39 protein-coding genes are annotated in these 25,355 nt (G+C 38.2%); 36 read left to right on the top strand and 3 right to left on the bottom strand.

Features of this window, described 5'->3' with window-relative positions:
* The first annotated feature begins 1 nt into the window (after position 1).
* The 36 genes from rpsC (at position 2) to CVS93_RS08795 (ending at position 22,998) form a co-directional block, all read left to right on the top strand.
* Positions 2 to 700 carry a 30S ribosomal protein S3 gene (gene rpsC, locus CVS93_RS08970; protein WP_107687364.1) on the top strand — a complete coding sequence of 233 codons (699 nt, stop codon included), beginning with the start codon at positions 2 to 4 and terminating at the stop codon, positions 698 to 700.
* Between the two features lie 2 nt (positions 701 to 702).
* Positions 703 to 1,128, top strand: a complete 426-nt coding sequence (gene rplP / locus CVS93_RS08965) for a 50S ribosomal protein L16 (protein WP_021091116.1) — start codon at positions 703 to 705, stop codon at positions 1,126 to 1,128.
* On the top strand, positions 1,115 to 1,309 hold the full coding sequence (rpmC, locus tag CVS93_RS08960; protein ID WP_002941625.1) for a 50S ribosomal protein L29: 195 nt from the start codon (positions 1,115 to 1,117) through the stop codon (positions 1,307 to 1,309). Before rplP ends, rpmC begins: the two co-directional genes overlap by 14 nt.
* 1 nt (position 1,310) lies before the next feature.
* Entirely contained in the window at positions 1,311 to 1,562 is a 252-nt protein-coding gene (gene rpsQ / locus CVS93_RS08955) for a 30S ribosomal protein S17 (RefSeq protein WP_002941511.1), read from the top strand.
* Positions 1,562 to 1,930 (top strand): 50S ribosomal protein L14, encoded by a 369-nt coding sequence (gene rplN, locus CVS93_RS08950; protein ID WP_021091075.1) that lies wholly within the window; start codon positions 1,562 to 1,564, stop codon positions 1,928 to 1,930. The genes rpsQ and rplN overlap by 1 nt, the downstream gene beginning before the upstream one ends.
* Positions 1,930 to 2,166, top strand: a complete 237-nt coding sequence (rplX, locus tag CVS93_RS08945) for a 50S ribosomal protein L24 (RefSeq protein WP_002941666.1) — start codon at positions 1,930 to 1,932, stop codon at positions 2,164 to 2,166. The genes rplN and rplX overlap by 1 nt, the downstream gene beginning before the upstream one ends.
* 5 nt (positions 2,167 to 2,171) lie before the next feature.
* Positions 2,172 to 2,717, top strand: a complete 546-nt coding sequence (gene rplE / locus CVS93_RS08940) for a 50S ribosomal protein L5 (protein WP_002941643.1) — start codon at positions 2,172 to 2,174, stop codon at positions 2,715 to 2,717.
* 1 nt (position 2,718) lies between these two features.
* On the top strand, positions 2,719 to 2,904 hold the full coding sequence (locus CVS93_RS08935) for a type Z 30S ribosomal protein S14 (protein WP_002941532.1): 186 nt from the start codon (positions 2,719 to 2,721) through the stop codon (positions 2,902 to 2,904).
* A 9-nt stretch (positions 2,905 to 2,913) separates the two neighbouring features.
* Positions 2,914 to 3,309 (top strand): 30S ribosomal protein S8, encoded by a 396-nt coding sequence (gene rpsH / locus CVS93_RS08930; RefSeq protein WP_021091129.1) that lies wholly within the window; start codon positions 2,914 to 2,916, stop codon positions 3,307 to 3,309.
* Positions 3,310 to 3,502: 193 nt separating this feature from the next.
* The gene (rplF, locus tag CVS93_RS08925) at positions 3,503 to 4,039 is read left to right on the top strand and encodes a 50S ribosomal protein L6 (RefSeq protein WP_054197279.1); all 537 of its coding nucleotides are present in this window, start codon (positions 3,503 to 3,505) and stop codon (positions 4,037 to 4,039) included.
* Between the two features lie 10 nt (positions 4,040 to 4,049).
* Positions 4,050 to 4,406: a 50S ribosomal protein L18 gene (rplR, locus tag CVS93_RS08920; RefSeq protein WP_085658472.1), complete on the top strand. Its 357-nt coding sequence runs from the start codon at positions 4,050 to 4,052 to the stop codon at positions 4,404 to 4,406.
* A 15-nt stretch (positions 4,407 to 4,421) separates the two neighbouring features.
* A complete protein-coding gene (rpsE, locus tag CVS93_RS08915; RefSeq protein ID WP_002941646.1) occupies positions 4,422 to 4,865 on the top strand; it encodes a 30S ribosomal protein S5 in 444 nt (147 codons plus the stop codon).
* A 15-nt stretch (positions 4,866 to 4,880) separates the two neighbouring features.
* Positions 4,881 to 5,282, top strand: coding sequence for a 50S ribosomal protein L15 (rplO, locus tag CVS93_RS08910; RefSeq protein WP_107687363.1), 402 nt, complete (start codon positions 4,881 to 4,883; stop codon positions 5,280 to 5,282).
* Complete coding sequence (gene secY, locus CVS93_RS08905; protein ID WP_009295263.1) at positions 5,282 to 6,544, top strand: preprotein translocase subunit SecY; 1,263 nt, start codon at positions 5,282 to 5,284, stop codon at positions 6,542 to 6,544. The genes rplO and secY overlap by 1 nt, the downstream gene beginning before the upstream one ends.
* Position 6,545: 1 nt before the next feature.
* Positions 6,546 to 7,304, top strand: coding sequence for a type I methionyl aminopeptidase (gene map, locus CVS93_RS08900; RefSeq protein WP_107687362.1), 759 nt, complete (start codon positions 6,546 to 6,548; stop codon positions 7,302 to 7,304).
* A 34-nt stretch (positions 7,305 to 7,338) separates the two neighbouring features.
* Complete coding sequence (infA, locus tag CVS93_RS08895; RefSeq protein WP_002848031.1) at positions 7,339 to 7,557, top strand: translation initiation factor IF-1; 219 nt, start codon at positions 7,339 to 7,341, stop codon at positions 7,555 to 7,557.
* Positions 7,558 to 7,746: 189 nt separating this feature from the next.
* A complete protein-coding gene (rpmJ, locus tag CVS93_RS08890) occupies positions 7,747 to 7,860 on the top strand; it encodes a 50S ribosomal protein L36 (protein WP_002941545.1) in 114 nt (37 codons plus the stop codon).
* Positions 7,861 to 7,863: 3 nt separating this feature from the next.
* Positions 7,864 to 8,232 (top strand): 30S ribosomal protein S13, encoded by a 369-nt coding sequence (gene rpsM, locus CVS93_RS08885; RefSeq protein ID WP_012140556.1) that lies wholly within the window; start codon positions 7,864 to 7,866, stop codon positions 8,230 to 8,232.
* A 22-nt stretch (positions 8,233 to 8,254) separates the two neighbouring features.
* The gene (rpsK, locus tag CVS93_RS08880) at positions 8,255 to 8,647 is read left to right on the top strand and encodes a 30S ribosomal protein S11 (RefSeq protein ID WP_107687361.1); all 393 of its coding nucleotides are present in this window, start codon (positions 8,255 to 8,257) and stop codon (positions 8,645 to 8,647) included.
* A 25-nt stretch (positions 8,648 to 8,672) separates the two neighbouring features.
* Positions 8,673 to 9,299, top strand: a complete 627-nt coding sequence (rpsD, locus tag CVS93_RS08875; protein ID WP_107687360.1) for a 30S ribosomal protein S4 — start codon at positions 8,673 to 8,675, stop codon at positions 9,297 to 9,299.
* 14 nt (positions 9,300 to 9,313) lie between these two features.
* Positions 9,314 to 10,330 (top strand): DNA-directed RNA polymerase subunit alpha, encoded by a 1,017-nt coding sequence (locus CVS93_RS08870; RefSeq protein ID WP_107687359.1) that lies wholly within the window; start codon positions 9,314 to 9,316, stop codon positions 10,328 to 10,330.
* Between the two features lie 11 nt (positions 10,331 to 10,341).
* A complete protein-coding gene (gene rplQ, locus CVS93_RS08865; protein WP_002941584.1) occupies positions 10,342 to 10,698 on the top strand; it encodes a 50S ribosomal protein L17 in 357 nt (118 codons plus the stop codon).
* 282 nt (positions 10,699 to 10,980) lie between these two features.
* Complete coding sequence (locus tag CVS93_RS08860) at positions 10,981 to 11,985, top strand: hypothetical protein (protein ID WP_103580101.1); 1,005 nt, start codon at positions 10,981 to 10,983, stop codon at positions 11,983 to 11,985.
* A 123-nt stretch (positions 11,986 to 12,108) separates the two neighbouring features.
* Positions 12,109 to 12,717, top strand: a complete 609-nt coding sequence (locus CVS93_RS08855) for a hypothetical protein (RefSeq protein WP_103580100.1) — start codon at positions 12,109 to 12,111, stop codon at positions 12,715 to 12,717.
* On the top strand, positions 12,714 to 13,463 hold the full coding sequence (locus CVS93_RS08850) for an ABC transporter permease (RefSeq protein ID WP_103580099.1): 750 nt from the start codon (positions 12,714 to 12,716) through the stop codon (positions 13,461 to 13,463). The genes CVS93_RS08855 and CVS93_RS08850 overlap by 4 nt, the downstream gene beginning before the upstream one ends.
* Entirely contained in the window at positions 13,460 to 14,152 is a 693-nt protein-coding gene (locus CVS93_RS08845; protein WP_107687358.1) for an ABC transporter ATP-binding protein, read from the top strand. Before CVS93_RS08850 ends, CVS93_RS08845 begins: the two co-directional genes overlap by 4 nt.
* A gap of 76 nt (positions 14,153 to 14,228) precedes the next feature.
* Complete coding sequence (locus tag CVS93_RS08840; RefSeq protein WP_107687357.1) at positions 14,229 to 15,146, top strand: NrtA/SsuA/CpmA family ABC transporter substrate-binding protein; 918 nt, start codon at positions 14,229 to 14,231, stop codon at positions 15,144 to 15,146.
* Between the two features lie 208 nt (positions 15,147 to 15,354).
* Positions 15,355 to 15,630 (top strand): NifU family protein, encoded by a 276-nt coding sequence (locus CVS93_RS08835; RefSeq protein ID WP_107687356.1) that lies wholly within the window; start codon positions 15,355 to 15,357, stop codon positions 15,628 to 15,630.
* Positions 15,617 to 16,171: a histidine kinase gene (locus tag CVS93_RS08830; RefSeq protein ID WP_107687355.1), complete on the top strand. Its 555-nt coding sequence runs from the start codon at positions 15,617 to 15,619 to the stop codon at positions 16,169 to 16,171. Before CVS93_RS08835 ends, CVS93_RS08830 begins: the two co-directional genes overlap by 14 nt.
* Positions 16,149 to 17,432 (top strand): UDP-N-acetylmuramoyl-L-alanyl-D-glutamate--2,6-diaminopimelate ligase, encoded by a 1,284-nt coding sequence (locus tag CVS93_RS08825; protein WP_107687354.1) that lies wholly within the window; start codon positions 16,149 to 16,151, stop codon positions 17,430 to 17,432. Before CVS93_RS08830 ends, CVS93_RS08825 begins: the two co-directional genes overlap by 23 nt.
* Before the next feature lie 2 nt (positions 17,433 to 17,434).
* Positions 17,435 to 17,782, top strand: a complete 348-nt coding sequence (panD, locus tag CVS93_RS08820) for an aspartate 1-decarboxylase (protein ID WP_107687353.1) — start codon at positions 17,435 to 17,437, stop codon at positions 17,780 to 17,782.
* A gap of 3 nt (positions 17,783 to 17,785) precedes the next feature.
* Positions 17,786 to 18,100: a YbaB/EbfC family nucleoid-associated protein gene (locus tag CVS93_RS08815; protein WP_002941513.1), complete on the top strand. Its 315-nt coding sequence runs from the start codon at positions 17,786 to 17,788 to the stop codon at positions 18,098 to 18,100.
* Complete coding sequence (locus CVS93_RS08810) at positions 18,097 to 19,206, top strand: PDZ domain-containing protein (protein ID WP_107687352.1); 1,110 nt, start codon at positions 18,097 to 18,099, stop codon at positions 19,204 to 19,206. Before CVS93_RS08815 ends, CVS93_RS08810 begins: the two co-directional genes overlap by 4 nt.
* Positions 19,203 to 20,102, top strand: coding sequence for a polyprenyl synthetase family protein (locus CVS93_RS08805; protein ID WP_107687351.1), 900 nt, complete (start codon positions 19,203 to 19,205; stop codon positions 20,100 to 20,102). The genes CVS93_RS08810 and CVS93_RS08805 overlap by 4 nt, the downstream gene beginning before the upstream one ends.
* A gap of 133 nt (positions 20,103 to 20,235) precedes the next feature.
* Complete coding sequence (gene tkt / locus CVS93_RS08800) at positions 20,236 to 22,146, top strand: transketolase (protein ID WP_107687350.1); 1,911 nt, start codon at positions 20,236 to 20,238, stop codon at positions 22,144 to 22,146.
* 57 nt (positions 22,147 to 22,203) lie between these two features.
* Positions 22,204 to 22,998 carry an undecaprenyl-diphosphate phosphatase gene (locus tag CVS93_RS08795; RefSeq protein WP_107687349.1) on the top strand — a complete coding sequence of 265 codons (795 nt, stop codon included), beginning with the start codon at positions 22,204 to 22,206 and terminating at the stop codon, positions 22,996 to 22,998.
* Between the two features lie 108 nt (positions 22,999 to 23,106).
* On the opposite strand, the gene CVS93_RS08790 is transcribed toward CVS93_RS08795, so the two are convergent.
* The 3 genes from CVS93_RS08790 to moaC are packed head-to-tail and all read right to left on the bottom strand — an operon-like array spanning position 23,107 to position 25,073.
* Positions 23,107 to 24,345: a hypothetical protein gene (locus CVS93_RS08790; protein WP_107687348.1), complete on the bottom strand. Its 1,239-nt coding sequence runs from the start codon at positions 24,343 to 24,345 to the stop codon at positions 23,107 to 23,109.
* Positions 24,346 to 24,355: 10 nt separating this feature from the next.
* A complete protein-coding gene (locus CVS93_RS08785; protein ID WP_021091143.1) occupies positions 24,356 to 24,622 on the bottom strand; it encodes a DUF493 domain-containing protein in 267 nt (88 codons plus the stop codon).
* Positions 24,597 to 25,073 carry a cyclic pyranopterin monophosphate synthase MoaC gene (gene moaC / locus CVS93_RS08780; protein WP_180996951.1) on the bottom strand — a complete coding sequence of 159 codons (477 nt, stop codon included), beginning with the start codon at positions 25,071 to 25,073 and terminating at the stop codon, positions 24,597 to 24,599. Before moaC ends, CVS93_RS08785 begins: the two co-directional genes overlap by 26 nt.
* Positions 25,074 to 25,355 lie beyond the last annotated feature (282 nt).

Here is a 25,355-nt window from a genome sequence, read left to right as displayed (position 1 = left end):
TATGGGACAAAAAGTAAATCCAATAGGTCTTAGACTAGGAATTAACCGCAACTGGGAATCTAGATGGTTTCCAACCAAACAAAGTCTTCCTGAAAATATCGGTGAAGATTACAAAATTCGTGCATTTTTAAAGAAAAAACTTTACTATGCAGGAATTAGCCAAATTCTAATCGAAAGAACGGCTAAAAAACTTCGTGTAACCGTAGTTGCAGCTCGTCCTGGCATCATCATTGGCAAAAAAGGTCAAGATGTTGAAAACCTAAAGAACGAAGTTAGTAAACTTATCGGTAAAGAAGTAAATGTAAATATCAAAGAAGAAAGAAAAGCTCAAGCTTCAGCTCAACTTGCTGCTGAAAACGTAGCTATGCAACTTGAAAAGCGTGTCGCATTTAGACGTGCTATGAAAAAAGTTATCCAAGGCGCTCAAAAATCAGGCGCTAAAGGTATCAAAATTTCAGTTGCTGGTCGTTTAGGTGGCGCTGAGATGGCAAGAACCGAGTGGTATCTAGAAGGTCGCGTTCCGCTTCATACTCTTAGAGCGAAGATCGATTACGGTGTAGCTGAGGCTCATACAACTTATGGAAACATAGGTATTAAAGTATGGATTTTTAAAGGTGAGGTTCTTCAAAAAGGTGTTCAACCCGAGAAAACTGAAGAAGAGACACCTAAGAAAACACGTAGAGCAAGAAGAGGTAAATAATTATGTTGATGCCTAAAAGAACGAAATTTCGTAAGCAAATGAAAGGTCGCAACCGTGGTTATGCGACTCGTGGAGCATCTTTAGCAACTGGCGAATTTGCACTTAAGGCTGTTGAAGCTGGTAGAATAAATTCACGCCAAATAGAAGCTGCTCGTCAAGCTCTAACTCGTCACGTAAAGAGACAGGCTAAAATTTGGATTAGGGTTTTCCCTGATAAGCCACTTACTAAAAAGCCTCTACAAACTCGTATGGGTAAAGGTAAGGCTGGAGTTGAAGAGTGGGTTATGAATATCAAACCTGGTCGTATAATATTTGAAATGGCTGGTGTTAGCGAAGAGCTAGCTCGTGAAGCTCTAACTTTGGCTTTACACAAACTTCCTTTCAAATCAAAATTTGTAACGCGAGAGAGTGAAAATGAAATATACTGAGTTAAAAGATAAGAGCGTTGCAGAATTAAACGCGTTGCTAAAAGAGAAAAAGGTGCTTTTATTTACTTTAAGACAAAAGCTAAAAACTATGCAGTTAAGCAACCCTAATGAGATTAGTGCTGTTCGCAAAGAGATAGCTCAGATCAACACTGCAATTAGTGCAACAAGACAAGGGGCGTAAAATGGCATTAAAAAGAGAAATTCAAGGTGTTGTTTTACAAAAAGCTGGAGATAAAACAGCTACTATTTTGGTAGAAAGACGCGTTATGCACCCAAGATACCATAAATTTGTAAAACGCTTTAAAAAATATTTAGTTCATGATGAGAAAAATGAGACAAGAGCAGGCGATACAGTTGTTGCGGTTGAGTGCAGACCACTTTCAGCTCGCAAGAATTTTCGCTTAAAAGCTGTATTGGCAAAGGGAGTTGAGTAATGATTCAAAGTTTTACAAGACTTGCAGTTGCTGATAATAGTGGTGCAAAAGAGTTAATGTGTATAAAAGTTCTTGGCGGCAGCAAAAGAAGATACGCTACACTTGGCGATATCATAGTTTGCTCTGTTAAAAAAGCTCTTCCAAATGGTAAGATCAAAAAAGGACAGGTTGTAAAAGCTGTTGTTGTAAGAACTAAAAAAGAGGTTCAAAGAGATAATGGTTCGCTAATCCGCTTTGACGAGAACGCAGCTGTTATACTTGATAGCAAAAAAGAGCCAGTCGGCACTCGTATTTTTGGACCAGTTGGACGTGAAGTTAGATATGCTAACTTTATGAAGATTGTTTCGCTAGCTCCGGAGGTTTTATAATGGCTAATGTAAAATTTAAAGTCAAAAAAGGCGATACTGTTAAGATCATCGCTGGTGACGATAAAGGCAAAACTGGTAAAATTTTAGCAGTTCTTGCAAAAAAAGGTCAGGTTATAGTTGAGGGATGCAAAATAGCTAAAAAAGCTATCAAACCAAGCGAAAAAACTCCAAATGGTGGTCACGTAAATAAAGAGATGCCAATTGACATATCAAATGTCGCGAAAGTTGAAGGATAAGAGATATGAGTAGATTAAAAGATAAATTTAACGAAACTATCAAGCCAGCTCTCGTAAAAGAATTTGACATCAAAAATCCAATGCTTATCCCTGCACTCGAGAAAATTGTGATCAGTGTAGGCGCTGGAGACTCTGCTAAAGATCAGAAAGTGCTTCAAAATATGGCTGATACCATTTCACTTATCGCTGGACAAAAAGCAGTTATCACTGATGCTAAAAAATCAGTTGCTGGCTTTAAAGTTCGCGAGGGTTTCCCTGTTGGTATCAAAGTAACTTTGAGAAAAGAGCAAATGTATGCTTTCTTAGATAAGCTAATCAGCGTTGCTCTTCCAAGAGTTAAAGACTTCCGTGGTCTTCCAAAAAATGGTTTTGACGGACGTGGAAACTATAACTTCGGTCTTAGTGAGCAGCTAATGTTTCCAGAGGTTGAGTATGATAAAATTTTACGAACTCATGGTATGAATATTACGATTGCTACTACGGCTAAAAATGATAAAGAGGCATTCAAATTGCTAGAGCTATTTGGTGTGCCGTTTGCAAAAGGAAAGTAAAATGGCAAAGAAATCAATGATAGCAAAAGCTGCACGCAAGCCAAAATTTGCGGTTCGCGGCTATACTAGATGCCAAATTTGCGGTCGCCCGCACTCTGTTTATAAAGATTTTGGAATTTGCCGTGTTTGCCTAAGAAAAATGGCTAACGAAGGCCTAATACCTGGTCTTAAAAAAGCAAGTTGGTAAGGAAGAGAAATGTTAAACGATTTAATATCAGATGGATTAACACGCATTAGAAATGCAAGTATGAGAAAGCTTGAAACTGCGAAATTGCTTCATTCTAAGGTTGTTGAGGCTACTCTTTCTATCCTTGCAGCAAAAGGCTATGTAGAGAGCTACAACGTTATCGAAGAAGGTAACAAGAAATTTATAAACGTAGTTTTAAAGTATGATGAGTACGGTAGAAGCGTTATAAACGAGCTTAAAAGGGTTTCAAAACCTGGTCGCCGTGTTTATCAAGGGAAAGACGACATTAAGCGTTTTAAAAATGGTTACGGAACAGTTATTGTTAGCACAAGCAAAGGCGTTATGAGCGGCATTGAAGCAAGTAAAGCTGGCGTTGGCGGCGAAGTTCTTTGCACGGTTTGGTAATAAACTGCATTAAAAACGCTATTTTAGCCCTATGAAGGTAAGGTTAAATTTTTAGCTTGGTAAAATTTTAGATTTTGCCAAAGCTAAATTTAGAAATTCAAATGAAGGTTTCGTCAAATCTGACGATAAAATTTACGGCATTGTGGTGTTTATTCGTAAATGTAGGAACACCCTAGACAAGTAAAGGAAAAAAATGTCACGTATTGGAAAACAGCCTATCGCTATCCCAAGTGGTGTAGACGTTAGCGTTGAAAATAATGTCCTAAAATTTAAAAAGGGCAATCATATAAAAGAGCTTGACACAAAAGGTCATGTTGATGTCAAGGTAGAAAATGGTCATATAGTTTTTGCTCCAAAGGGCGAAGATCGCCAAAGTAGAGCTTACTGGGGAACATATAGAGCACTTGCTAATAATATCGTAACTGGTATCACTGCGGGATTTACTCGCCAGCTTGAGATCAACGGCGTTGGTTATAAAGCAGCTGCAAAAGGTAAAATTTTAGAGCTTTCTCTTGGTTTTTCACACCTTATCAACTATGAGCTACCAGCAGGCGTTGAAGCTAGTGTTGAGAAAAACGTTATTACTATCAAAGGCGATGACAAACAAGTAGTAGGTCAAGTGGCTGCTCAAGTTAGAGGATTTAGACCACCTGAGCCATATAAAGGTAAGGGCGTTAAATATCTAGAAGAACGTATCATCCGCAAAGCGGGCAAGACATCTAAGAAGTAAGGAGCGGTAAATGACAGCAAAAGTACTAAAAAGAAAAATCGCTCTTAGAATTAAGAGAAAAAGAAGAATCAGAGGTAAAATTTCTGGTGTTGCATCTTGCCCAAGAGTTTCTATTTTCAAATCAAACAGAACTCTTTATGTTCAAGCGATTGATGACGTTACAGCTACTACACTAGCTGCGGTTGATGGCAGAAAGATAGGCATAAAAGCAAATAAAGAAGGTGCGGTCACTTTAGCTAAAGAATTTGCTAAGGCTTTAAAAGCTAAGAAGATAGATGTTGCAGTTTTTGATAGAAATGGTTATTTGTATCATGGCGTTATCGCAGCATTTGCTGAAGCTTTAAGAGAAAATGGCATCAAGCTATAACCCAAAGGAAAATCGATGGAAAAATATAATAGAGAAGAATTTGAAGAAGTAATCGTCGATATCGGTCGGGTTACAAAGGTTGTTAAAGGTGGTCGTAGATTTAGATTTACAGCTTTAGTTGTTGTTGGTAATAGAAATGGCCTAGTTGGTTTTGGATATGGCAAAGCTAAAGAGGTGCCAGATGCGATGAGAAAAGCGATTGACGACGCATTTAAAAATATTATCCACGTTAAGATCAAAGGCACAACTATCCCTCATGATGTAGAGGTAAAATATAACGCAAGTAGAATGCTACTTCGCCCAGCTAGCGAGGGTACTGGTGTTATCGCTGGTGGTAGTGCACGTCCTATTATCGAGCTTGCAGGTATTAAGGATATCCTTACTAAATCACTTGGCTCAAACAACTCAGCAAACGTCGTTCGTGCTACTATAAAAGCACTTAGTTTGCTAAAAAGTTAAGAGAAAGGAGTTAAGATGGCATTAGAAAAATTAACACCTGCTGCAGGTTCAACTCATGCAACTAAAAGAATAGGTCGTGGTCAAGGTAGCGGCAATGGCAAAACTGCTGGCAAAGGTAATAAAGGTCAAAGAGCAAGAAAAGGCTACAATGAGAAAAGAGGTTTTGAGGGCGGACAGCAACCACTTCAAAGACGTCTTCCAAAAGTAGGTTTTACTTCTAAATTTGAAAAACCTTATGTTATTAATGTTGAGAAAATTGCAGCTATAAAAGAGCTTGCTGAAATTTCAATAGCAACAATAGCTAGCGTTCATAAAATTTCAAAGAGCGTTACTAAGATAAAACTAATCGGTGCAAGTGCAAAAGTTCTTGCTTCTAAGATCAAAGACGAGAACGTTAGCGTTAGCGGAACAAAATAATGGATAAAACACTGACCAACAAGATTTTAATCACGTTGGCATTTTTGTTCGCATACAGGATACTGGCTTATGTGCCAGTTCCTGGTGTTAATGTCGACGTAATTAAAGAATTTTTTAATTCAAACAATAGCAATGCCTTGGGCCTATTTAATATGTTTAGTGGTAAGGCTGCTGAGCGTTTAAGTATTATCTCTTTAGGTATCATGCCTTACATTACAGCTTCGATCATTATGGAGCTTTTAGCAGCAACATTTCCAAAATTAGGTCAGATGAAAAAAGAGCGTGACGGTATGCAAAAATATATGCAAATCATACGTTATGCAACCATCGTTATTACTCTTGTACAATCAATCGGTGTTTCTATCGGACTTCAAAGCTTAAGCGGTCGTGGCGGCGAGCAAGCTATCATGATAGATATGAATTTATTTATCGCGATCTCTGCTGTGTCTATGCTAACTGGAACTATGCTACTTATGTGGATAGGTGAGCAGATCACGCAGCGCGGTATAGGCAATGGTATAAGTCTTATCATCTTTGCAGGCATCGTCTCTGGCATACCTAGTGCTATCGGCGGAACTGTAAATTTGGTAAATACTTCTGAGATGAATTTCCTAACAGTCATCGCTATCTTGGTGATCATTTTAGCGACCATTGGCGCTATTATCTTTGTCGAGATGGGCGAAAGACGTATCCCTATTTCTTACTCAAGAAAAGTGATAATGGAAAATCAAAACAAGCGTATAATGAACTATATACCGATCAAAGTAAATTTAAGTGGCGTTATCCCACCGATATTTGCTAGTGCGATTTTGATGTTTCCAAGCACTATTTTGCAGGCTAGTACAAATCCAGTAATCCAGGCCATCAACGATTTTTTAAGTCCAAATGGCTATATGTTTAATGTTTTAACATTTTTATTTATTATCTTCTTTGCGTTTTTCTACGCATCTATCGTGTTTAATACAAAAGATATAAGTGAAAATTTGAAAAAACAAGGCGGGTTTATCCCTGGTGTTAGACCAGGCGAAAGTACTGCTAGCTATCTAAACGAAGTAGCTGGCAGATTAACTTTAGGTGGAGCTTTATACTTAGGTATTATTTCAACACTACCTTGGGTACTTGTCAAGACTATGGGCGTACCATTTTATTTTGGTGGTACATCAGTGCTTATCGTGGTTTCAGTAGCACTTGATACGATGAGGCGTATAGAAGCCCAGTCTTATACAAACAAATACCAAACTCTAAGTGCAGTAGGTCTATAAAATGGCTATCACGCTAAAAAGACCAGCTGAGATAGAGAAAATGAGAGCGGCGAATAAGATCGTCGCTCGAACACTTGATCATGTTTCTACGATCATAAAACCTGGAATTTCACTTCTTGAGATAGATAAAATTTGCGAAGATATGATAAGAGCTGCTGGAGCAAAACCTGCCTTTAAAGGGCTTTACGGCTTTCCAAATGCAGCTTGCATAAGCGTCAATGAAGTGGTGATCCACGGAATTCCAAACGAATACAAACTAAAAGAGGGCGATATCGTTAGTGTTGATATTGGCTCAAATTTAGATGGTTATTTTGGTGATTCGGCTAGGACTTTTGGAGTTGGTAAAATTTCAAAAGAAGACGAGGCTTTGATCGCTTGCTCAAAAGACGCGCTATATTTTGCAATTGATTTTATAAGAGCTGGTATGCATTTTAAAGAGATCAGCTATGAGCTTGAGAAATTTATACTAGGTCGAGGCTATGTGCCTTTGCGCGGATATTGCGGCCATGGCATAGGTAAAAGGCCACACGAAGAGCCAGAAATTCCAAATTATATTGAGGGAAACAACCCAAAAGCTGGCCCAAAGATAAAAGAGGGAATGGTTTTTTGTATAGAGCCGATGATATGCCAAAAAGACGGCACGCCAGTTTTGGGGAGCGATAACTGGAAAGTAACCTCAAAAGATGGTTTGAGAACTAGCCATTATGAGCATTGTATGGCGATAGTTAATGGCAAAGCTAAAATTTTAAGCCAAGCGTAAAATTTATAGCAAAAATTTAAAGAAAGGAGAGTTTGTGGCAAAAGACGATGTCATTGAGATTGATGGAAATGTTGTTGAAGCACTGCCAAATGCAACTTTTAAAGTTGAGCTTGACAACAAACATATAATTTTATGTCATATCGCCGGAAAAATGAGAATGCATTATATAAAGATAATGCCTGGCGACCGCGTAAAAGTAGAACTTACGCCATATAGCCTAGACAAGGGCAGGATTACTTATAGATATAAGTAAATTTGATTTTGTGGCAAATATGCTAAGTAAATTTAAAGCTGGTTTTGGATAAAATCCAAGCTTTGCGAAAAGCTGTATGAAGAATTATTTTCAAAGTTCCCCACTTATTTTGAAAATGGTTGGTTTAAATTCTTTCTTTAGACCTGATGCAGCCCCTAAAAAAGTGGAATAAATTTTTAGGAGACTAAAATGAAAGTTCGTCCTTCTGTAAAGAAGATGTGTGACAAATGTAAAATTGTCAAACGTAGTGGCATAATTCGTGTTATCTGCGAAAATCCAAAACATAAACAAAGACAAGGATAAGGCATGGCACGTATTGCAGGTGTAGATTTACCAAACAAAAAGAGAATAGAGTATGGTTTGACTTATATATATGGTATAGGTCTTTACAAATCTCGTCAAATTCTTGACGCAGCTGGAATTTCTTATGACAAGAGAGTCTATGAGCTTAGTGAAGATGAAGCAGCAGCTATCCGTAAAGAAATTCAAGAGCATCACGTCGTTGAGGGTGACTTGAGAAAACAAGTTGCTATGGATATCAAAGCTCTTATGGATCTTGGAAGTTATAGAGGTCTTCGCCATAGAAAGGGTCTTCCTGTTCGTGGTCAAAAGACTAAAACTAATGCTAGAACCAGAAAAGGCAGACGTAAAACTGTCGGTGCAGCTACTAAGTAAGGCAAGGGTTAAAGGATAATAAATGGCGAAAAGAAAAATTGTTAAGAAAAAAGTAGCTAGAAAAAGTATAGCCAAAGGTATCGTTTATATCAGTGCAACATTTAACAATACTATGGTAACTGTAACTGATGAAATGGGAAATGCTATTGCATGGAGTAGTGCAGGTGGCTTAGGCTTTAAAGGTAGTAAAAAATCAACTCCTTATGCAGCTCAACAGGCAGTTGAAGATGCTCTAAATAAAGCAAAAGAGCATGGTATAAAAGAAGTTGGTGTTAAGGTTCAAGGTCCAGGTAGCGGACGTGAAACGGCTGTTAAAAGTGTAGGAACTGTTGAAGGAATCAAAGTATCTTTCTTTAAAGACATTACACCTTTACCACACAATGGTTGTAGACCGCCAAAACGCCGCCGCGTATAATTAGAGAAAAATAGGAGAAATTATTATGGCTAGATATACAGGACCTGTTGAAAAATTAGAAAGACGTCTTGGTGTGTCTCTTGTGTTAAAGGGCGAAAGAAGACTTGCTGGTAAAAGTGCTTTTGAAAAAAGACCTTATGCACCAGGACAACATGGACAAAGAAGAGCAAAAATAAGCGAATATGGCTTACAACTTCGCGAGAAACAAAAAGCTAAATTTATGTACGGTGTTTCAGAGAAACAATTTAGAAGATTATTTCAAGAAGCAGCACGCCGCGAAGGTAATACCGGTGCTCTTTTGGTTCAACTATTAGAGCAAAGATTAGATAATGTTGTTTATAGAATGGGCTTTGCAACAACTCGTCGTTTTGCTCGCCAGCTAGTAACTCATGGACATATTTTAGTAAATGGTAAAAGAGTAGATATACCATCTTATAGAGTTGAGCCAGGTGCAAAAGTAGAGATTGTTGAAAAATCTAAGAACAATCCACAAATTGTTCGTGCAATAGATCTTACAGCACAAACCGGTATTGTTGCTTGGGTAGATGTTGAAAAAGAGAAAAAATTTGGAATTTTCACTAGAAATCCAGAAAGAGAAGAGGTTATCATTCCTGTTGAGGAAAGATTTATAGTAGAGCTTTATTCAAAATAATAGAGGGTATAAAGATGAGAAAGATTACTACATCAGCTTATATGCCAACTGAAATTGAAGTTAAAAGTATTAGCGAAAATGTTGCTAATATTACAGCATATCCTTTTGAGGCGGGTTATGCTGTTACTTTGGCTCACCCATTGCGTCGTCTTCTTTACACAAGTACGGTAGGTTTTGCTCCTATTGGTGTAAAGATAAAAGGCGTTAGCCACGAATTTGACAGTATGCGTGGTATGCTAGAAGACGTAGCTTTTTTTATTATAAATTTGAAAAAAATCAGATTTAAATTAAAAAGCATTAGCGAGCGCGAAGTTATAGAGTATAGCTTTAAAGGGCCAAAAGAGATAACTGGGGCTGATCTAAATAATGATCTAGTTGAGATCGTTAACCCAGACGCATACCTTGCTACAATAAATGAAGATGCTGAGTTAAATTTTTCAGTTATCATTCAAAAAGGTATCGGATATGTTCCTAGTGAAGAGATTAGAGAAGAGATCGAAGACGACTATATCGCACTTGATGCTTTTTTTACACCTGTTAAAAAGGCAGTTTACGATATACAAAATGTCTTGGTTGAGGATGATCCAGACTATGAAAAGATTGTATTTACTATAACAACTGATGGTCAAGTTAGTCCGATAGAGGCTTTTAAAAATTGTTTAGAAGCCATGTATCAACAAATGTCAGTATTTAAAGGAATTTTAGATATTGATGTTAGTACTCCAGTTGCTAGCTCAAGTGCAGGTGGCGAGTTTTCAAAGCTACTTTCTAGCGTAGAAGATCTAAATTTAAGTGCTAGAAGTTTCAACTGCCTTGACAAAGCTGATATTAGATTTATCGGCGAGCTTGCATTAATGGACGAAAATGAGCTTAAAGAGCTTAAAAATTTAGGTAAAAAATCTCTTGAAGAGATTAAAGCGGTTATGGAAGAGATAGGCTATCCAGTTGGTGCCGATGTGTTAAAAGATAGCAAAGAGCAACTAAGAAAGAAAATAACCGAGCTTAAAGCACAAATGAGTGTAAAAGAATAAAAGGACAATAGATGAGACATAAACACGGATATCGCAAACTTGGTAGAACGTCATCTCATAGATCTGCATTGCTTAAAAATTTGGCGATAGCTATTATCAAAAGCGAAAAGATAGAGACGACTTTACCAAAAGCAAAAGAGCTTAGAAGCTATGTTGAGAAGCTAATTACAAGAGCCAGAAAAGGTGACTCTAACGCTCACAGAGCAGTATTTGCTTCTTTACAAGATAAAGAAACAACAAATAAATTAGTTACTGAAGTAGCTCCAAAATTTAAAGAGCGCAATGGCGGCTATACAAGAATCATCAAGACTCGTGTTCGCAGAGGCGACGCAGCAGAGATGGCTTATATAGAGCTAGTAGCTGAATAATTATTAGAGAGCTTCGGCTCTCTTTTTTTAATTTCTTGAATATAAAATTCTCTTACCTTTAAAATAAAATCCTTCTTTCAAAAGCTTTCTAAAGTATAAATTTCTTTAATTATTTATCAAATTTTATTAACCAAAAAATCATAAATTTAATAGTTAAAAGTTGTAAATCCTTTAATCTAAAATCATATATTTTAAATTTTTACCTTTGAACTCTATGCTAAAATTTTATTTTATTAAGACGATATTTGTTTCAGGCATCTAATAAATTTCAAAGGGTTTGAGATGATAGGTAGTGTAAATGGTGTTGGGACAAATTTTTATATTGGCTCGCAAAGTAGTAGAGCACAAGAACTTGATACTAATAATACTAAATCCAATATAGACAAAAATTCTTTAAATAATTTATCTAGCGGTTTGGTTGACGAGCAAAAAAGTCATACCGATACTAGAGGTGAGCCAATAAATTTAAATGAAACAAATACGATAAAATTTCAAAAAAATAGCGAAAATCTAACATTTGTTAGCAATTTCTCACTCTCAGGCATGGCTGCTAATGGCAAGATAAGCATCTGGGGTAAGCTCATGGGTTACGACAAACAAGTCAGCCAAGATGAGATAAATGATCTCAAAAATTTTATCAACCAGACCAAAGCACTTGGTTTTGGCAGAGCTCACGAAGAGATCATAGGATATTATCCAACAGATGTTGATCTCTTTGCAAAAGAATACACATCAAAACTTGATGGCAACACACTTCTTGGGCTTGGTCACAAGAGCCATGTGGAAGGGTTTGAGATACTTGATAAGGACCTAAGCATAGATGAGTTTAAAGATAAGTGGATTGATTATGCGCTTAGGCAGTATCTTGGAGAAAGAGTCGGTGTGGAGAGCATTACGATAGGCAAAAAGGCTATCTCCATGCTAACGAGCACTAATAAGCCACCAATTGAGTACCAGACGCTACAAAATATAAATTTCACTGACGAAGAGAGCAGACAGAGATTTCTTACGCTTATGAAAGCTGGCATGAAGAGCGGGGCGGATTTTAAAGAGGTGGTAGAGGGCGTACTCTCGCTTTATAATGTGCAAAATACGGACAAACTTGATGGCAACAAAGTCTATGCTTCAGTGATCGGACGAAGCGAGAAACTGGCTACTTACGATATCAACAAAGATGAGAAATTTGCCTATCTTAAGGAGCTAATGCAGCTTGAGAAAAACGGAGTTGATATACTAAAACTAATGGAAAAAGTGGAGCAAAAACAGAAATTAGATATAAAAGTATAGGTTAAGTTTAGTTTTTTGTACGACCCTTCTTTTGTGATTTTAGTCATAAGAGGCTCTTTTTACTTGGTTTAAATTTTTAAATGATAGAATCTTGATTTCTATTATTAAAATTACGGAGAACTCGTGAGAAAGCTACTTTGGCTAAATCCCGTTGTAAAAAATATGTATGACCTCTCTGCGTTAAAAGAGCTCTTGCAAAATAAGGGCTTTAACATAGTAGAGTGCGAAAAAGATCATGTTAGCGATATCAAAAATTCATATAAAAATTTATGCTCTAAGGGCATGGTTTTAGACAGTCGCTGTCCGAGAGCTGTAAATTTTATAAGATCAAATTTTAAAGAATTTTCAAACAATATTTCAAACTTAAATCCCATTTTAATAGAAAGCGCCATTGAACTTAGCTCGAAGCTAAAAGAAGATGAGTGGCTTTATATAACAACGCCTTGTGATGACTTGGCTGAGCTTGGAAATTCTTTAAAATTAGAGCGAACTACATTTTTAACATGGAAAAAATTTAAAGAGCTAAACGATATAAATTTACAAACAAGCAAAATAGAATCAAGCCCGATTCCTCCTGGTTTTTTTGAAAATTTAGGCATAAAAACACTAAGCTTATGCAGCAAAGAAAAGATACAAAACGCATTTTCATATAAATTTAGCGAGCTTAAAAACTATCAGATCATTGAGCTTTTATACTGCGAAAACGGCTGTCACAATGGAGATGGGCTATGATAGAAATTTTTAAAAAGAGCGTTTTGATCCTAGTGATCTTTGTCCTCTGGCAGGTCGTTTGTGAGCTAGAAATTTTCACGCCCTATATCTTGCCAAGTCCTATTACGACACTTAAAACGATGTTTGACATGAGCTTAAGTGGCGAGTTAATAACGCATGTGATGATTAGCTTTAAGCGTATATTTGTTGGCTATATTTTGGCTTTTGTTTTGGCATTTGCTTTTGGCGGAGTGGCAGCGCTATTTCCAAAAGCTAGTATTTATTACGAGTGGATACTAGAGTTTTTTAGAAATGTTCCACCACTTAGCCTTATTGCTATTTTGGTGCTTTGGTTTGGTATAAACGAAACTCCAAAAATTATTATTATCATCTTAGCATCGTTTTTTCCAATGTTTTTAAGTATTTCAAAAGGGCTAACTAGCTGCGATGTGAAGCTTATTGAGGTTGGTAAAATTTTTTGTTTTAGTAAATTTGAAATTTTTTACAAAATCATCCTAAAAAATGCCATAAAAGATATTTTTGTAGGTATGCGCATAGGTTTTGGCTACGCTATGCGAGCGATTGTGGGAGCGGAGATGATCGCAGCTTCCAGCGGGCTAGGCTATCTCATACTAGATGCGGAGGAGCTTTCGCGCGCAGATAGGATATTTGTTGGCATTTTTACGATAGGAATTTGTGGCGTACTCATAGATAGGATATTTTTATTTTTGATATCTAAATTTAGCCTTTTACGAAGTGAAAAATGATAGAAATTTTAAATTTATCCAAGCATTTTTTTATTAATGACAAGCGTATCGACGTTTTAAAAGAGCTAAATTTAACTATAAAAAAAGATAAGATCACTGTAATACTTGGCAGAAGTGGTTGCGGTAAAACTACGCTTTTAAGGCTTATTGCTGGACTTGATGGCGTAAGTCTAGGTGAGATAAATTTTAAAGAGCAAGCAAAGATCGGCTTTGTATTTCAAGAGCCTAGGCTCATGCCTTTTTTAAATGTCTATGAAAATATCGTATTTGTGCTTAAAAAGTATGAGATAGACGAGGTAAAGATAAATAGGCTCATATCGATGATAGGGCTTAGCGACTTTAAATTTGCCGCTGTTTCGCAGCTATCTGGCGGTATGAGTTCGCGCGTTTCTCTTGCAAGAGTGCTTGCATATGAAGCAAATTTGATCCTTATGGATGAGCCATTTGCGGCGCTTGATGCTTTTACGAGAGCCAGCATGCAGGCTGAAATTTTAAAGCTCCAAGCCGGCAAAACCATCATTTTTGTCACTCATAATGTCGATGAAGCTCTATATTTAGCAGATGAGATAATTTTGCTTGAAAAAGGCGGGATGAAATCAAGCGATGATCTATCAAATCTAGCTAAGCCAAGAGATTTGCTTTGCGATGAATTAATAAATTTAAAGCGTAAAATTTTGAGCGAAATTTAGCATTTTATAAAATGATAATTAAAACCAAAACGTAGTAAAAAGTTATATAATTTGGAAAATTTTTAAAGGAGCGAATATGAGAAAGTTTTTTAAGATTTTGTGTGTAGCCTCTTTGCTTTGTCTAGTCGCAAACGCAAGTGAGCTAGATAAGATCGGTATGACCTATGTCAAATCGCCGCTAAACGTCCCATCGATCGTCGATAAATTTAAAGGCTTTTATGCTAAATCTTTTGGCATGCCAGTCGAGTACTCTGAGATAACATCAGGTGCAAAGCAGACTCAAGCTCTAGCTTCAAACTCACTTCAGTTTTTAAATTGTGTTGGCGGAACTTCGGTCATACTTGCAGCAGCAAATAAAGCTGACATAAAGATCATAAGTGCCTATTCAAGAGCACCTGAAGCTTTTGCGATATTTGCTAAGGATAAAGGTATAAAAACCGCTAAAGACTTAAAAGGTAAAAAAATAGCAGGCCCAAAAGGTACGATCTTAAACGAGCTTTTGGTTAGATATCTTGCTCTTGGCGGACTTAGTATAAATGACGTAGAGTTCATCTCTATGGGCATCCCAGCTGCACAAGCTGCACTTGAAAATGGTAGCGTCGATGCAGCACTTCTTGCTGGACCAGCTGCTTATAATGCTAAAAAATCAGGACTTAGTGTCGTAACAACAGGCAAGGGCGTCATCACTCCAGTCATCGTCACTGCCACAAGCGGAGAATTTTACAAAAAGCATAAAGATCTAGTTGAAAAATTTAAAAAGGCTCAAGATGAAATTTTGGCTTTCATGAAAGCAAATGAGGAAGAGGCATTAAAATTTACAGCTGAAGAGACCGGGCTTAGCATAGAGGCGGTAAAGAGTATGTATCCGCAGTATGACTTTAGTCCAAAGATCACGCCTGAAGATATAAAAGCACTTGAAGCTACGCAAGAATTTATGCTTGAGAGCAAGATGATCGAGCAAAAAGTAGATATAAAATCACTTCTAATAGATTAAACAAAAAGGGCGAAATTTGCCCTTTTATCCTAAAACTTATAATCAAAAATTTACTAAATTTTAGCTCAAATATTTAATAATCAAAACTGACTAGGCGTGCTAGAATGGTTTAAACTACAAAGCAGAATTGGCACTAAGCAAAAATATAGCCATTATTTTTTGCATTTTTATTTTGCTATAATAGCCCAAAAATTTAATAGGAAAAGATATGATCCCATTTAGCGATGAAGAACTTTTAAAACCAGTCAGTGCGAGTTTGCAAAAGGTATTACCGATGCTTGAAAATGATGGCGGTGGCATGGAGCTACTCGGCATAAAAAACGGCAAAATTTATGTAAGACTTATAGGGCATTGTCATGGATGTGCGGCTAGCACAACTACACTAAAATATGGACTCGAAAGACAACTTCGTATGGATATTCACCCAGAGCTTGAGGTCGTAAATATCCCGATCGGCGAGGAATTTGACATTGATAGATTATAAAAAAATAGGCATTAAATACTTTAAACGCTCAAAATTTAAAGAAGCGATCTTTTACTTCTCTCTAGCTTACGAAAAGACACAGGATAAAAATTTACTATTTTTGATACAAATTTGCTCCCTTGGCGAGAAAAATGCAGAGGAAGCAAAACTTTTATTTGACTATTTTATGGATAAACTAAGAGCTGGCGAAGACGATGAAGGAATGGATGAAATTTTAAAAATTTTAGAATCAAGATTGGCTAGCGATGAGTATTTTGAAGAGCAAGACGCGATCAGCTACGAGGACTTTAAAAAGGCTGTTTATAAGGACGGGAGCTTCAAAAAAGTCTTTGAAAATATCATGTTCTCAACCAAGGTAATGATCTCAAACAAAGATGATTTTTTAGAATTTTTGGGAAATTTGATAAAAAATGACTTCATAGAAATGAGTATAAACTATCTTGAGAGTGCGGCGGTGATGTTTGGTGGCGATGAGCGCATAGATCAGCTTTTTAAAGAGATACAAAAAAGACAAAACGATGAAAATATCAGTAGAAAATAGCTTCATAACAGATGACTCAAACGAGTGCGAAGAGGGCTCGTTTTTTGTACAAACTGCTGCAAATGCAAAATTTGCAGAGGCGGCGGTAAAAAATGGTGCAAAGATAATCAGCCTTGAAGAGTGCAAAAAGCTTTTAAAAATCGATGAAAACTTAAAGATAGTTGGCATCACAGGCACAAATGGCAAGACCACAACGGCTGCTGCTATCTATGAGACTTTACGAAATTTAGGCAAAAAATGCGGCCTAAGTGGCACAAGAGGGGCATTTGTAGAGGGCAAGCAGATAGACGATAAGGCGCTTACGACGAGTGCTATTTTAAAGACCCTTTCTTACCTTAAAGCAGCTAGTGAGCAAGGCTGCGAGTACTTTGTGATGGAGGTTAGCTCGCACGCGATCGCTCAAAAGCGCATAGAGAGCTTAAAATTTGCTCTAAAAATTTTTACAAACCTAACTCAAGACCATCTCGACTACCACAAGAGCATGGAGGAGTACGCTAGGGTAAAGTCGAGCTTTTTTGATGATGATTGCATGAAGCTTATAAATGCTGATGATAATGGCATTAAATTTAACCCAAAAAACGCTTATACGTATTCGCTTAAAAAACCAGCCAGCTTTGCGCCGATAGTTTATGGGTTAAAGGACGGCATAGACGCAGTTATCAAGACGCCAAATGGCGATGTGGAGATAGACTCAAGCTTGCAAGGTGAGTTTAATCTTTATAATCTAATCGCCGCACTTGGCGCTGTTTGCTTGCTAGAGCGTCCAGACGCGACCGCGCTTTCAAAGGCGATAAGCAAATTTAAAGGGGTTAGTGGCAGAATGGAAGTGGTTAGCACCGATCCGCTAGTCATCGTGGATTTTGCCCATACGCCTGATGGCATAGAAAAGGTGCTAAACTCGCTTAGACATCTAAATTTGATCGCAGTCTTTGGTGCAGGCGGCGATAGAGATAGGACAAAGCGCCCAAAAATGGGAGCGATTGCCCAAAAATACGCAAGAATTTGTATCGTCACAAGCGACAATCCAAGAAGCGAAGAGCCAGAGAGCATAATCGATGAAATTTGCGCTGGTATGAGTCAAAATGAAAATTTGATACGAAACGCCAACCGCAAAGAGGCGATCGCGCTAGCCATTAGCAAGCTAGAGCCTGGCTGGGCGCTTGTCATACTTGGCAAAGGTGACGAGCCACATCAGGAGATAAAGGGCGTCAAGCACCCATTTAGCGACAAAGAAGTAGTAAAAGAGCTTTTAAAGAGGTAAAAATGAATATAGAAATTTTAGCTAGTAAGATCCACAGAGCCGTCGTAACGGACGCAAATTTAAACTATGTTGGCTCGATCAGCATCGGCGAGGAGCTTATAAAGGCTGCAAATTTGATAGAAAATCAAAAGGTTGAAATTTTAGATGTAAATAATGGCGAGAGATTTGCCACATACGTGATAAAGGGCAAAAAGGGTGAAATTTGCCTAAACGGCGCAGCTGCTAGAAAGGTCTGCGTTGGCGACGTGGTTATCATCGTGGCGTATGCTAGTATGAAATTTAAAAAGGCTAAGAAATTTAAGCCAACCATCGTGCACGTAAATAACAAAAACGAGATCGTAAAGGAGTAGGCGATGTTTGAGGGATTTGACTTTTCAAAGATGGGGCAGATGCTTGAAGATGTGCAAAAGCAAGCCAAGCAGATGGAAGAAGAGAGCAAAAATAAAGAATTTGGCGCAAAAAGCGGCGGCGGGCTAGTTAGCGTTAGAGCAAACGGCAGTGGTGAGATACTTGATATCAGCATAGATGATAGCTTGCTTGAAGATAAAGAGAGTATGCAAATTTTGCTAATAAGCGCCGTAAATGACGTGCTAAAATCAGTTGAGGCCGATAAGAAAAACACCGCTTCAAGGATGCTTGGCGGCCTTGCTTCGATGGGGATAAAATGAGACTAAAATATAAATTTGCCCTTGCTTTTTTGCTATCAGCGCTTTGCCTAAATGCCGATCCTAGGCCTACGCAAGAGGACTTTAACGCCTGCTTTGAAAAGAACAAAAACTCAATCGTCTCAGTAAATAAACACTTTGGCGTGGCTATCACTAAAAATTTGATCGCAGTGCCAAAAAGCGAGGGAGCTCCGCTTGGCGAATATGTCAAATTTGACCCATATTTGCAGCTCTTTTTGGTCCGCTCTAGCAAGGAGCTAAGCCCTGTCGTGATGGCTGATGAGACCAACGAGGAGCGCATAAAAAAGAGCACTTGGGTTGGAATTTTAAATGACGCAAACAACACCGTCATGGGTCACATCAAGTCTTTAGGGCAAAATTTAGGCGACTTTGACACACTAAGCTTCGAGTATAACGCAACTGGCGAGATAAACACGCCTTGTTGCAAGATGATAGGCATAGCTGTTGGAGCTGATAAATTTATACCAAACCGCTATCTAAAGCACTTTGTATCTTACGATGACGTCTACTACGGCGATATCGGCGTGAAGTTCTTGCAAAAAGAGGATAAATTCTTTGTGGGTCTTGTTGATCCTTTGGGCCGCGGCAAGATGATGATGGTTGATGATGAGCTTGTTACGATAAATGGCATAAAACCAAAGAGTCTAAGAGAGCTAAATGAGATGGTGCTTTTTGCTCCAAAGGGCGCAAAACTAGACATTATCGTGAAGCGTGACAGAGAGCAGCTACTCTTTCAAGTGCCAGTAAGCGGGGATGTGAAATTTAACCAAAGCTTAGAAATAAACGCCCCTTCAAGCCTTGATCTGCCAAATTTAAACGTCATGCCAAAGTCGCCTGAGAGCTTGCTTGATGATAAAATTTTGGTGGATTATGGTATCACGGTCGATAAAAATTTAGTCGTTACTAAGGTCGAGCCAAAGTCAAATGCCGACATCTTTGGCATAAAGATCGGCGATAAAATTTTAGGCTACAACAAAGAGAGTGTGAGTAGCCGCGAGGAGCTTTTAGAAAATATAAGCGACCTGCAAAATTTCGTGCTTTTATTTAGTAGAAATGACTTTCAGTTCTTTGCAAGAGTGCCAAAATGAGCCTACTTGGGGACTTCGTAAAATTTCTAAATGCAAATTTGCCAAAGGCGCCTAGCTTTCATCCTTACTACGAGGAGGCGCTTGGTGTTATGCTAAAGGCTGGAGGCAAGCACTTTAGGGCGCTTTTGCTTCTTGGCGTGGTGGAGAGCGTGGATAAAAGCCTCACGCAAAAGGCCATGAGAGTGGCTTTGGGGCTTGAGATGATGCATACATACTCGCTCATCCACGATGATCTGCCTTTGATGGATAACGCAAGCCTAAGACGTGGCACGCCAACACTTCATGTGACATACGACGAAACGACTGCGATACTTGCAGGAGATGCGCTAAATACGCATGCTTTTTATGAAATTTCACGCGCTGATCTGAGTGCTAAAACACGTATAAAATGCGTGGAAATTTTAAGCGAGAATGCTGGCGTTAGCGGCATGGTGCTGGGTCAGGCGCTGGATTGTTTTTTTGAAAATACAAACAAAGAGGACATCAAAAGAGCAAAGGCTAAATTTGGCCTATCTGGCAAGATGCTAAGCCTTGATGAGCTAGTCTTTTTGCACATCCACAAAACCGCAAAGCTGATCGCTGCTAGCCTAAAAATGGGTGCTGTGATAGTAAATTTAAGCGAAACAGAGTGCGAAAAAATTTATGATATCGGCCTAAAGCTCGGCCTTGCTTTTCAGATACAAGATGACATCATAGATCTTACAAGCGACGAGGCGGCCGCTGGAAAGCCTGTGCATAACGACCTAGCGAAAAACTCATTTACAAATTTACTTGGTCTATCTGGTGCAAAAAAGAAAAAAGATGAGCTAATTTGCGAGATAGAAGAGGCACTAAATCAGATAGACTCTGGCATAGCAAAGATGATCTTGGAGCTTACGGATAAACACCTTAGATAAAAGCTAGAAATTTCTAGCTTTTTACTGCTAAAAATTTAAAAAATTTATATCACTATTTAGATATTTTGGACAAAAATACAAGGCAAGTTTTAATCACTTTTTTGTATAATCTGACGCAATAAAAGGAGATCATATGCTAAAAAAACAAGCCGATACTATAAGATTTTTGTGCGCTGATATGGTGCAAAACGCCAACAGCGGACACCCAGGTGCGCCTATGGGTCTAGCTGATATTATGGTGGTTTTAAGCAACTTTTTAAAACACAATCCAAAAAATCCAAAATGGCTAAACAGAGATAGGTTAGTTTTTAGCGGTGGTCACGCATCAAGTTTGGTTTATAGCTTCTTGCACTTAAGCGGCTACGATTTAAGCCTTGATGAGCTTAAAAATTTTCGCCAACTTGGCTCAAATACTCCAGGACACCCAGAAATTCACACTCCAGGCGTTGAGGTGGCCACTGGCCCACTTGGCCAAGGCGTGGCAAATGCAGTCGGTCTAGCCATGGCAGAAAAATACGCTGCAAACGTGCTAAACGAGCCAGACAATAAAATAATCGATCATAAAATTTACTGCCTTTGCGGCGACGGCGACCTAGAAGAGGGCATAAGCTACGAGGCATGTTCGGTAGCCGGAAATTTAAGACTAGATAACCTTGTGCTCATCTACGACTCAAACAACATCACGATCGAGGGCGACACAGCGATCGCATTTAGCGAGGATGTCAAAGCCAGGTTTGAGGCGCAGGGCTGGGAGGTCGCACGTATCGACGGACACGACTATGACCAGATCGAATTTGCACTAGAGCAGGCAAACGAGAAAGAGTCGCCATATCTCATCATCGCAAACACACGCATAGCACGTGGTGCAATGGAGCTTGAGGGCTCACACCACAGCCACGGCGCCCCACTTGGCGAAGAGATCATCAAAAAGGCAAAGGCTGCAGCTGGTTTTGATCCTGAGAAGAAATTTGCCATTGATGAGGACGTGCTTTTAAGATTTAGAGGTGCAGTTGAAAAGGGCGATTTAGAAGAGGCGATGTGGAACAAAAAGGTTGAGGCGCTAAGCATTGAAGGCAAAAATTTACTAAACTCGCTTCTTAATCCAGACTTTAGTAAGATCGAATTTCCAGACTTTAGCGACAAAAAGCTAGCCACAAGAGATACAAACCATGTCATTTTAAATGAGATAGCTAAAAAACTACCTGGCTTTATCGGCGGTAGCGCTGACTTAGCTCCTTCAAATAAGACTGAGCTAAAGGGTATGGGCGACTTTCCAAATGGCAAAAATATCCACTACGGCATCAGAGAACACGCCATGGCAGCTATCAACAACGGTATCTCAAGATACGGCCTTTTCTTGCCATTTTCAGCAACATTTTTTATTTTCAGCGACTATCTAAAACCAAGTGCGAGGATAGCAGCGCTCATGGGTATCAAGCACTTTTTTGTCTTCACGCACGATAGCATCGGCGTTGGCGAAGATGGTCCGACGCACCAGCCGATCGAGCAGCTTAGCACATTTAGATCGATGCCAAATTTCTACACTTTCCGCCCAGCTGATGGCAACGAAAATGCAGCTAGCTGGAAAGTGGCTCTAAATTTAAACGCTCCAAGTGCCTTTGTGCTTAGCCGTCAAGGGCTTGAGCCACTTGCAAAAGGCGAATTTGGCGAGGTTAGTAACGGCGCATATCTTTTAAGCTCGGCAAAAGATGCAAAGATAACATTTATAGCAAGCGGTAGCGAGGTCTCACTCTGTGTAAAGGCAGCTGAAATTCTTAGCCAACAAGGCATTGGCGCAAACATCGTGTCAGCTCCTTGTTTTGACCTACTTTGCGAGCAGCCAGATGAGTATGTGGCTAAAATTTTAGATAAAAATACAACCATCATCGCAGTTGAAGCTGCAACCGGCTATGAGTGGTATAAATTTGCTGACGCAGTTTATGGTATGAATAGCTTTGGCGCTAGTGGCAAGGCGAACGAGCTATTTGATCACTTTGGATTTACTCCGCAAAAACTTGCAAATTTTGCTAGCGAACTTATATAAATTTAATCTTGGGGAGTAAAATCCCCAACTGCAATCTAAAATCAAAAAAGGCATTTTATGGAAATTTCTCACGTTATCGTTTTGGCCTTGGTGCAAGGTATAAGCGAATTTTTGCCGATATCTAGCTCGGCTCATCTTATCTTGGTGCCAAAGCTACTTGGCTGGCCAGATCAAGGTCTTGCTTTTGATGTGGCAGTGCACGTTGGTACGTTAAGTGCGATACTTTTTTATTTTAAAGATACTATTTTTAAGCTACTTCGTGACTTTTTTGCCTCGATCGCACAACGAAAGATGGTAGGCGATAGCTTGCTTGTCTGGTGTGTGGGCTTTGCCACCATTCCAGTGGGAATTTTTGGACTTTTGTTTAACAATATTATCGAAGAATACGCAAGAAGCGGCGTTGTGATCGCTATTACTACGATCATCTTTGGCATCGCACTTTACTTTGCTGATCTTCGCTCAACAAACAAAAGCGAATACGAAATGACCATAAAATTTGCACTTATTATCGGCCTTGCTCAAGCTGTGGCGCTCATCCCTGGCGTCTCAAGATCAGGTATAACGATGACGGCAGCCTTATTTTTAGGTTTTAGCCACAAGGGAAGTGCGAATTTCTCATTTTTGATGTCGATCCCAGTCATCATCTTAGCCGGCGGACTTGAGAGCATCAAGCTCATAAAAGATCCAAATGCGCTTCCTTGGAGTGACATCGCCCTTGGCGTTATCATAAGTGCTGTTAGTGCTTATCTTTGCGTTAAGCTATTTATGGGGATCATCTCAAGGATCAGGATGCTGCCTTTTGTCATCTACCGCTTGATTTTGGGAGCATTTTTGCTTTATCTATTTTTGTGATTTTGAAGCTTTAAAAAGTAAAAGCCAAGTGTGGAGAAATTTTCACACTTGGTAAGAATATATATTGCGAATATCTTTCAGGAAAAATTTCAAGATAGGCTTAGTAATTTAATCCTCTTTTTTATCTTTTTTAATAACATTTAACAGATCTTTTGCAGCTTGGTAAGCCCTATCTCCAAATTTCTTGGCTTCTGATTTGATGTCTATTTGTTTGATGTCTTCAAATTTTTCATTAGCTTTTTTCTCAAGATTAGCGATCTCTTGTTTGATCTCTTCGATTTTATCGTTTGTATCAAAATTTAGCTTTAGCTTTTTACTCTTGTCATTTAGCTCTTGTTTTAGGGCTTCAAATTTATTATTTGCCTCACTCATAAGCTTTGCCATGCCGTTTGACTTTAGCTCTTCTATCCTTGAAATAATCTGCTCTCTTGCTTGATCGCTAATGCGTTTAAATTTTGCTAGGTTTGTATCTAGCTCGCTATTTATCACATTTTCGATTTCATTTCTTGCTACACCTTCAAATTCCTTTTCAAGCTCCCTAAGCAAGGATATAAATTCTTCATCAATATTTTTTAAATTTAGTAGTTGTGAGTTTAGCCTAAGCTCGTCTGGAGCAAATTTCGCCTCATCTTTTAGCTTTTCTATGGCTCTTAAAATGCCATCTCTTGTACCACTTATCGCTCCACTTATCAACTCTTTTGCAAAGATATGACCCTCGTCTGCTAAATTTGCTGCTGCTATGATGATATTTTTTGAAATTTCAAGTATCCGCTCTTTGCTAAACTCTCCTCCAATTATCGCAACATAGGTCATATTTTTAGCTATCGCACCAGCTGTTTCCTCGACATCTTTTGCACCTTCAAGAGTTGTCAAAAATGCAATCTGAGCGCTCTCTTTTAAGATACCAAGAAGCCTTGTTTCTCTAATGATCGCATTATTTAAAAGCTCTAAAATTTCCTCTTTTTCACTAAAATTTCTATCTTTTATGACCTCTTCAGCTGCTTCAAATGAAATTTTGAGCCTATTTTTTATCTCTTCACGTTTTGCTTCTATTGCACGGTTTAGCTCATCTTTTTTATCAAGTAGCTCGTAAAGCGCCTTTTCTTCAGTGCCGACAATGGCCTGATTTATTCCCTCCATGGCACTTTTTAGATTTTTTGCGTTTATGAGATCTTCTTTGTTCATTTTGTCATAAAGCCCATTCATTTTAGCCTTTAAAATTTCTGGCAAAGCATTTATATCTTTGTTTGCAGCATCTTGAAAGAAGTTATTGCAAAGAGCTTTTATACTTATTAATAAGCCATCGCTACTTTTATAATCATGTAAATTTTGTTCTAAATTATTCATATCTTTTACCTTATAAAACGTATTTTGCTTCGTGTTTTAGTGCTGAAAATATCTCTAGCCTCTCTTCTTCGCTCAAAACTAGTACGGCTAAGTCATAGCTTGCGTACTTTTTATCTTTGCTAAATTTTGAAAAAACTAGCTTAAATTCTCTATCTTTTACTATCTCTTTTACCTTTTCTTCTACATTGACATCTGCATCAAATATTATTTTGTATTCCCAATGCGTTGGGTAATCAATTTTTGCTTTTTTGTTATTTAGATCGCATATACTCGCCACTTTTTCCTCCTGTTTTACTCTCTAATACAATATTGCTTATTTCCATGCTTTTATCTATAGCTTTTACCATATCATAAATCGTTAAAAGCCCCACGCTAACGCCAGTTAATGCCTCCATCTCAACGCCTGTTTTGCCCTCTATTTTTACACTCACATAAAGCTTAAAAGCGCAAATTTCAGGCAGCTCCTCGATATCACAATCCACACCTAAAATAGCTAGTGGATGGCACATCGGGATTAGCTCACTTGTCTTTTTTGCTCCCATTATCGCAGCAACGACGGCCGTTTGGATGACTGGGCCTTTTTTACCAGTATTTTCTTTTATCGCTTTAAAGGCCTCTTTGCTCATTTTGATGATCCCGCTAGCAGTTGCTACTCTTTTTGTAGGATCTTTTGGGCTCACATCGACCATTTTTGGACGATCTTTTTCATCTAAATGCGTTAGCATTATCTCTCCTTTTTTTGGCGGATTATAGCCTATTTAAACAAATTTAAATTACCAATGGCTTTAAGCTAAAAATATACTAAATGCATAAATTTTTGGCTTTTACTTAAATGCTAAAGATTTCTCATTACTTAATATAATTATTTAATTTAAATAATTTTATTAAGAAATAATTCAAATTTAAATTTTTATGCAAATTAGTACTAAAAATAAGCGATTCAATAGATAATAAATTTTATTAAAGTCATATTAGTATTGATTAAATCATAATGTCTATATAATGTAAAT

The sequence above is a fragment of the Campylobacter concisus genome, from assembly GCF_003048535.1.
Lineage (GTDB): Bacteria > Campylobacterota > Campylobacteria > Campylobacterales > Campylobacteraceae > Campylobacter_A > Campylobacter_A concisus_S.
The sequence above is the reverse complement of the archived record's forward strand: the minus strand, read 5'-3'. Positions and strand labels throughout refer to the sequence as shown.

Excerpts from the sequence above, each read along its gene's own strand:
- rplR (WP_085658472.1), top strand. The coding sequence starts at position 4,050 with ATGACAGCAAAAGTACTAAAAAGAAAAATCGCTCTTAGAATTAAGAGA.
- CVS93_RS08835 (WP_107687356.1), top strand. The coding sequence starts at position 15,355 with ATGATCCCATTTAGCGATGAAGAACTTTTAAAACCAGTCAGTGCGAGT.
- CVS93_RS08790 (WP_107687348.1), bottom strand. The coding sequence starts at position 24,345 with ATGAATAATTTAGAACAAAATTTACATGATTATAAAAGTAGCGATGGC.
- secY (WP_009295263.1), top strand. The coding sequence starts at position 5,282 with ATGGATAAAACACTGACCAACAAGATTTTAATCACGTTGGCATTTTTG.
- map (WP_107687362.1), top strand. The coding sequence starts at position 6,546 with ATGGCTATCACGCTAAAAAGACCAGCTGAGATAGAGAAAATGAGAGCG.
- CVS93_RS08870 (WP_107687359.1), top strand. The coding sequence starts at position 9,314 with ATGAGAAAGATTACTACATCAGCTTATATGCCAACTGAAATTGAAGTT.
- rpsD (WP_107687360.1), top strand. The coding sequence starts at position 8,673 with ATGGCTAGATATACAGGACCTGTTGAAAAATTAGAAAGACGTCTTGGT.
- CVS93_RS08825 (WP_107687354.1), top strand. The coding sequence starts at position 16,149 with ATGAAAATATCAGTAGAAAATAGCTTCATAACAGATGACTCAAACGAG.
- rpmJ (WP_002941545.1), top strand. The coding sequence starts at position 7,747 with ATGAAAGTTCGTCCTTCTGTAAAGAAGATGTGTGACAAATGTAAAATT.
- panD (WP_107687353.1), top strand. The coding sequence starts at position 17,435 with ATGAATATAGAAATTTTAGCTAGTAAGATCCACAGAGCCGTCGTAACG.
- CVS93_RS08815 (WP_002941513.1), top strand. The coding sequence starts at position 17,786 with ATGTTTGAGGGATTTGACTTTTCAAAGATGGGGCAGATGCTTGAAGAT.
- CVS93_RS08935 (WP_002941532.1), top strand. The coding sequence starts at position 2,719 with ATGGCAAAGAAATCAATGATAGCAAAAGCTGCACGCAAGCCAAAATTT.
- CVS93_RS08805 (WP_107687351.1), top strand. The coding sequence starts at position 19,203 with ATGAGCCTACTTGGGGACTTCGTAAAATTTCTAAATGCAAATTTGCCA.
- rpsC (WP_107687364.1), top strand. The coding sequence starts at position 2 with ATGGGACAAAAAGTAAATCCAATAGGTCTTAGACTAGGAATTAACCGC.
- CVS93_RS08795 (WP_107687349.1), top strand. The coding sequence starts at position 22,204 with ATGGAAATTTCTCACGTTATCGTTTTGGCCTTGGTGCAAGGTATAAGC.
- rplE (WP_002941643.1), top strand. The coding sequence starts at position 2,172 with ATGAGTAGATTAAAAGATAAATTTAACGAAACTATCAAGCCAGCTCTC.
- rplP (WP_021091116.1), top strand. The coding sequence starts at position 703 with ATGTTGATGCCTAAAAGAACGAAATTTCGTAAGCAAATGAAAGGTCGC.
- CVS93_RS08860 (WP_103580101.1), top strand. The coding sequence starts at position 10,981 with ATGATAGGTAGTGTAAATGGTGTTGGGACAAATTTTTATATTGGCTCG.
- tkt (WP_107687350.1), top strand. The coding sequence starts at position 20,236 with ATGCTAAAAAAACAAGCCGATACTATAAGATTTTTGTGCGCTGATATG.
- rpmC (WP_002941625.1), top strand. The coding sequence starts at position 1,115 with ATGAAATATACTGAGTTAAAAGATAAGAGCGTTGCAGAATTAAACGCG.
- rpsH (WP_021091129.1), top strand. The coding sequence starts at position 2,914 with ATGTTAAACGATTTAATATCAGATGGATTAACACGCATTAGAAATGCA.
- rpsM (WP_012140556.1), top strand. The coding sequence starts at position 7,864 with ATGGCACGTATTGCAGGTGTAGATTTACCAAACAAAAAGAGAATAGAG.
- CVS93_RS08840 (WP_107687357.1), top strand. The coding sequence starts at position 14,229 with ATGAGAAAGTTTTTTAAGATTTTGTGTGTAGCCTCTTTGCTTTGTCTA.
- rplN (WP_021091075.1), top strand. The coding sequence starts at position 1,562 with ATGATTCAAAGTTTTACAAGACTTGCAGTTGCTGATAATAGTGGTGCA.
- CVS93_RS08845 (WP_107687358.1), top strand. The coding sequence starts at position 13,460 with ATGATAGAAATTTTAAATTTATCCAAGCATTTTTTTATTAATGACAAG.
- rpsQ (WP_002941511.1), top strand. The coding sequence starts at position 1,311 with ATGGCATTAAAAAGAGAAATTCAAGGTGTTGTTTTACAAAAAGCTGGA.
- rpsK (WP_107687361.1), top strand. The coding sequence starts at position 8,255 with ATGGCGAAAAGAAAAATTGTTAAGAAAAAAGTAGCTAGAAAAAGTATA.
- CVS93_RS08850 (WP_103580099.1), top strand. The coding sequence starts at position 12,714 with ATGATAGAAATTTTTAAAAAGAGCGTTTTGATCCTAGTGATCTTTGTC.
- rplX (WP_002941666.1), top strand. The coding sequence starts at position 1,930 with ATGGCTAATGTAAAATTTAAAGTCAAAAAAGGCGATACTGTTAAGATC.
- rplQ (WP_002941584.1), top strand. The coding sequence starts at position 10,342 with ATGAGACATAAACACGGATATCGCAAACTTGGTAGAACGTCATCTCAT.
- CVS93_RS08810 (WP_107687352.1), top strand. The coding sequence starts at position 18,097 with ATGAGACTAAAATATAAATTTGCCCTTGCTTTTTTGCTATCAGCGCTT.
- rplF (WP_054197279.1), top strand. The coding sequence starts at position 3,503 with ATGTCACGTATTGGAAAACAGCCTATCGCTATCCCAAGTGGTGTAGAC.
- rplO (WP_107687363.1), top strand. The coding sequence starts at position 4,881 with ATGGCATTAGAAAAATTAACACCTGCTGCAGGTTCAACTCATGCAACT.
- rpsE (WP_002941646.1), top strand. The coding sequence starts at position 4,422 with ATGGAAAAATATAATAGAGAAGAATTTGAAGAAGTAATCGTCGATATC.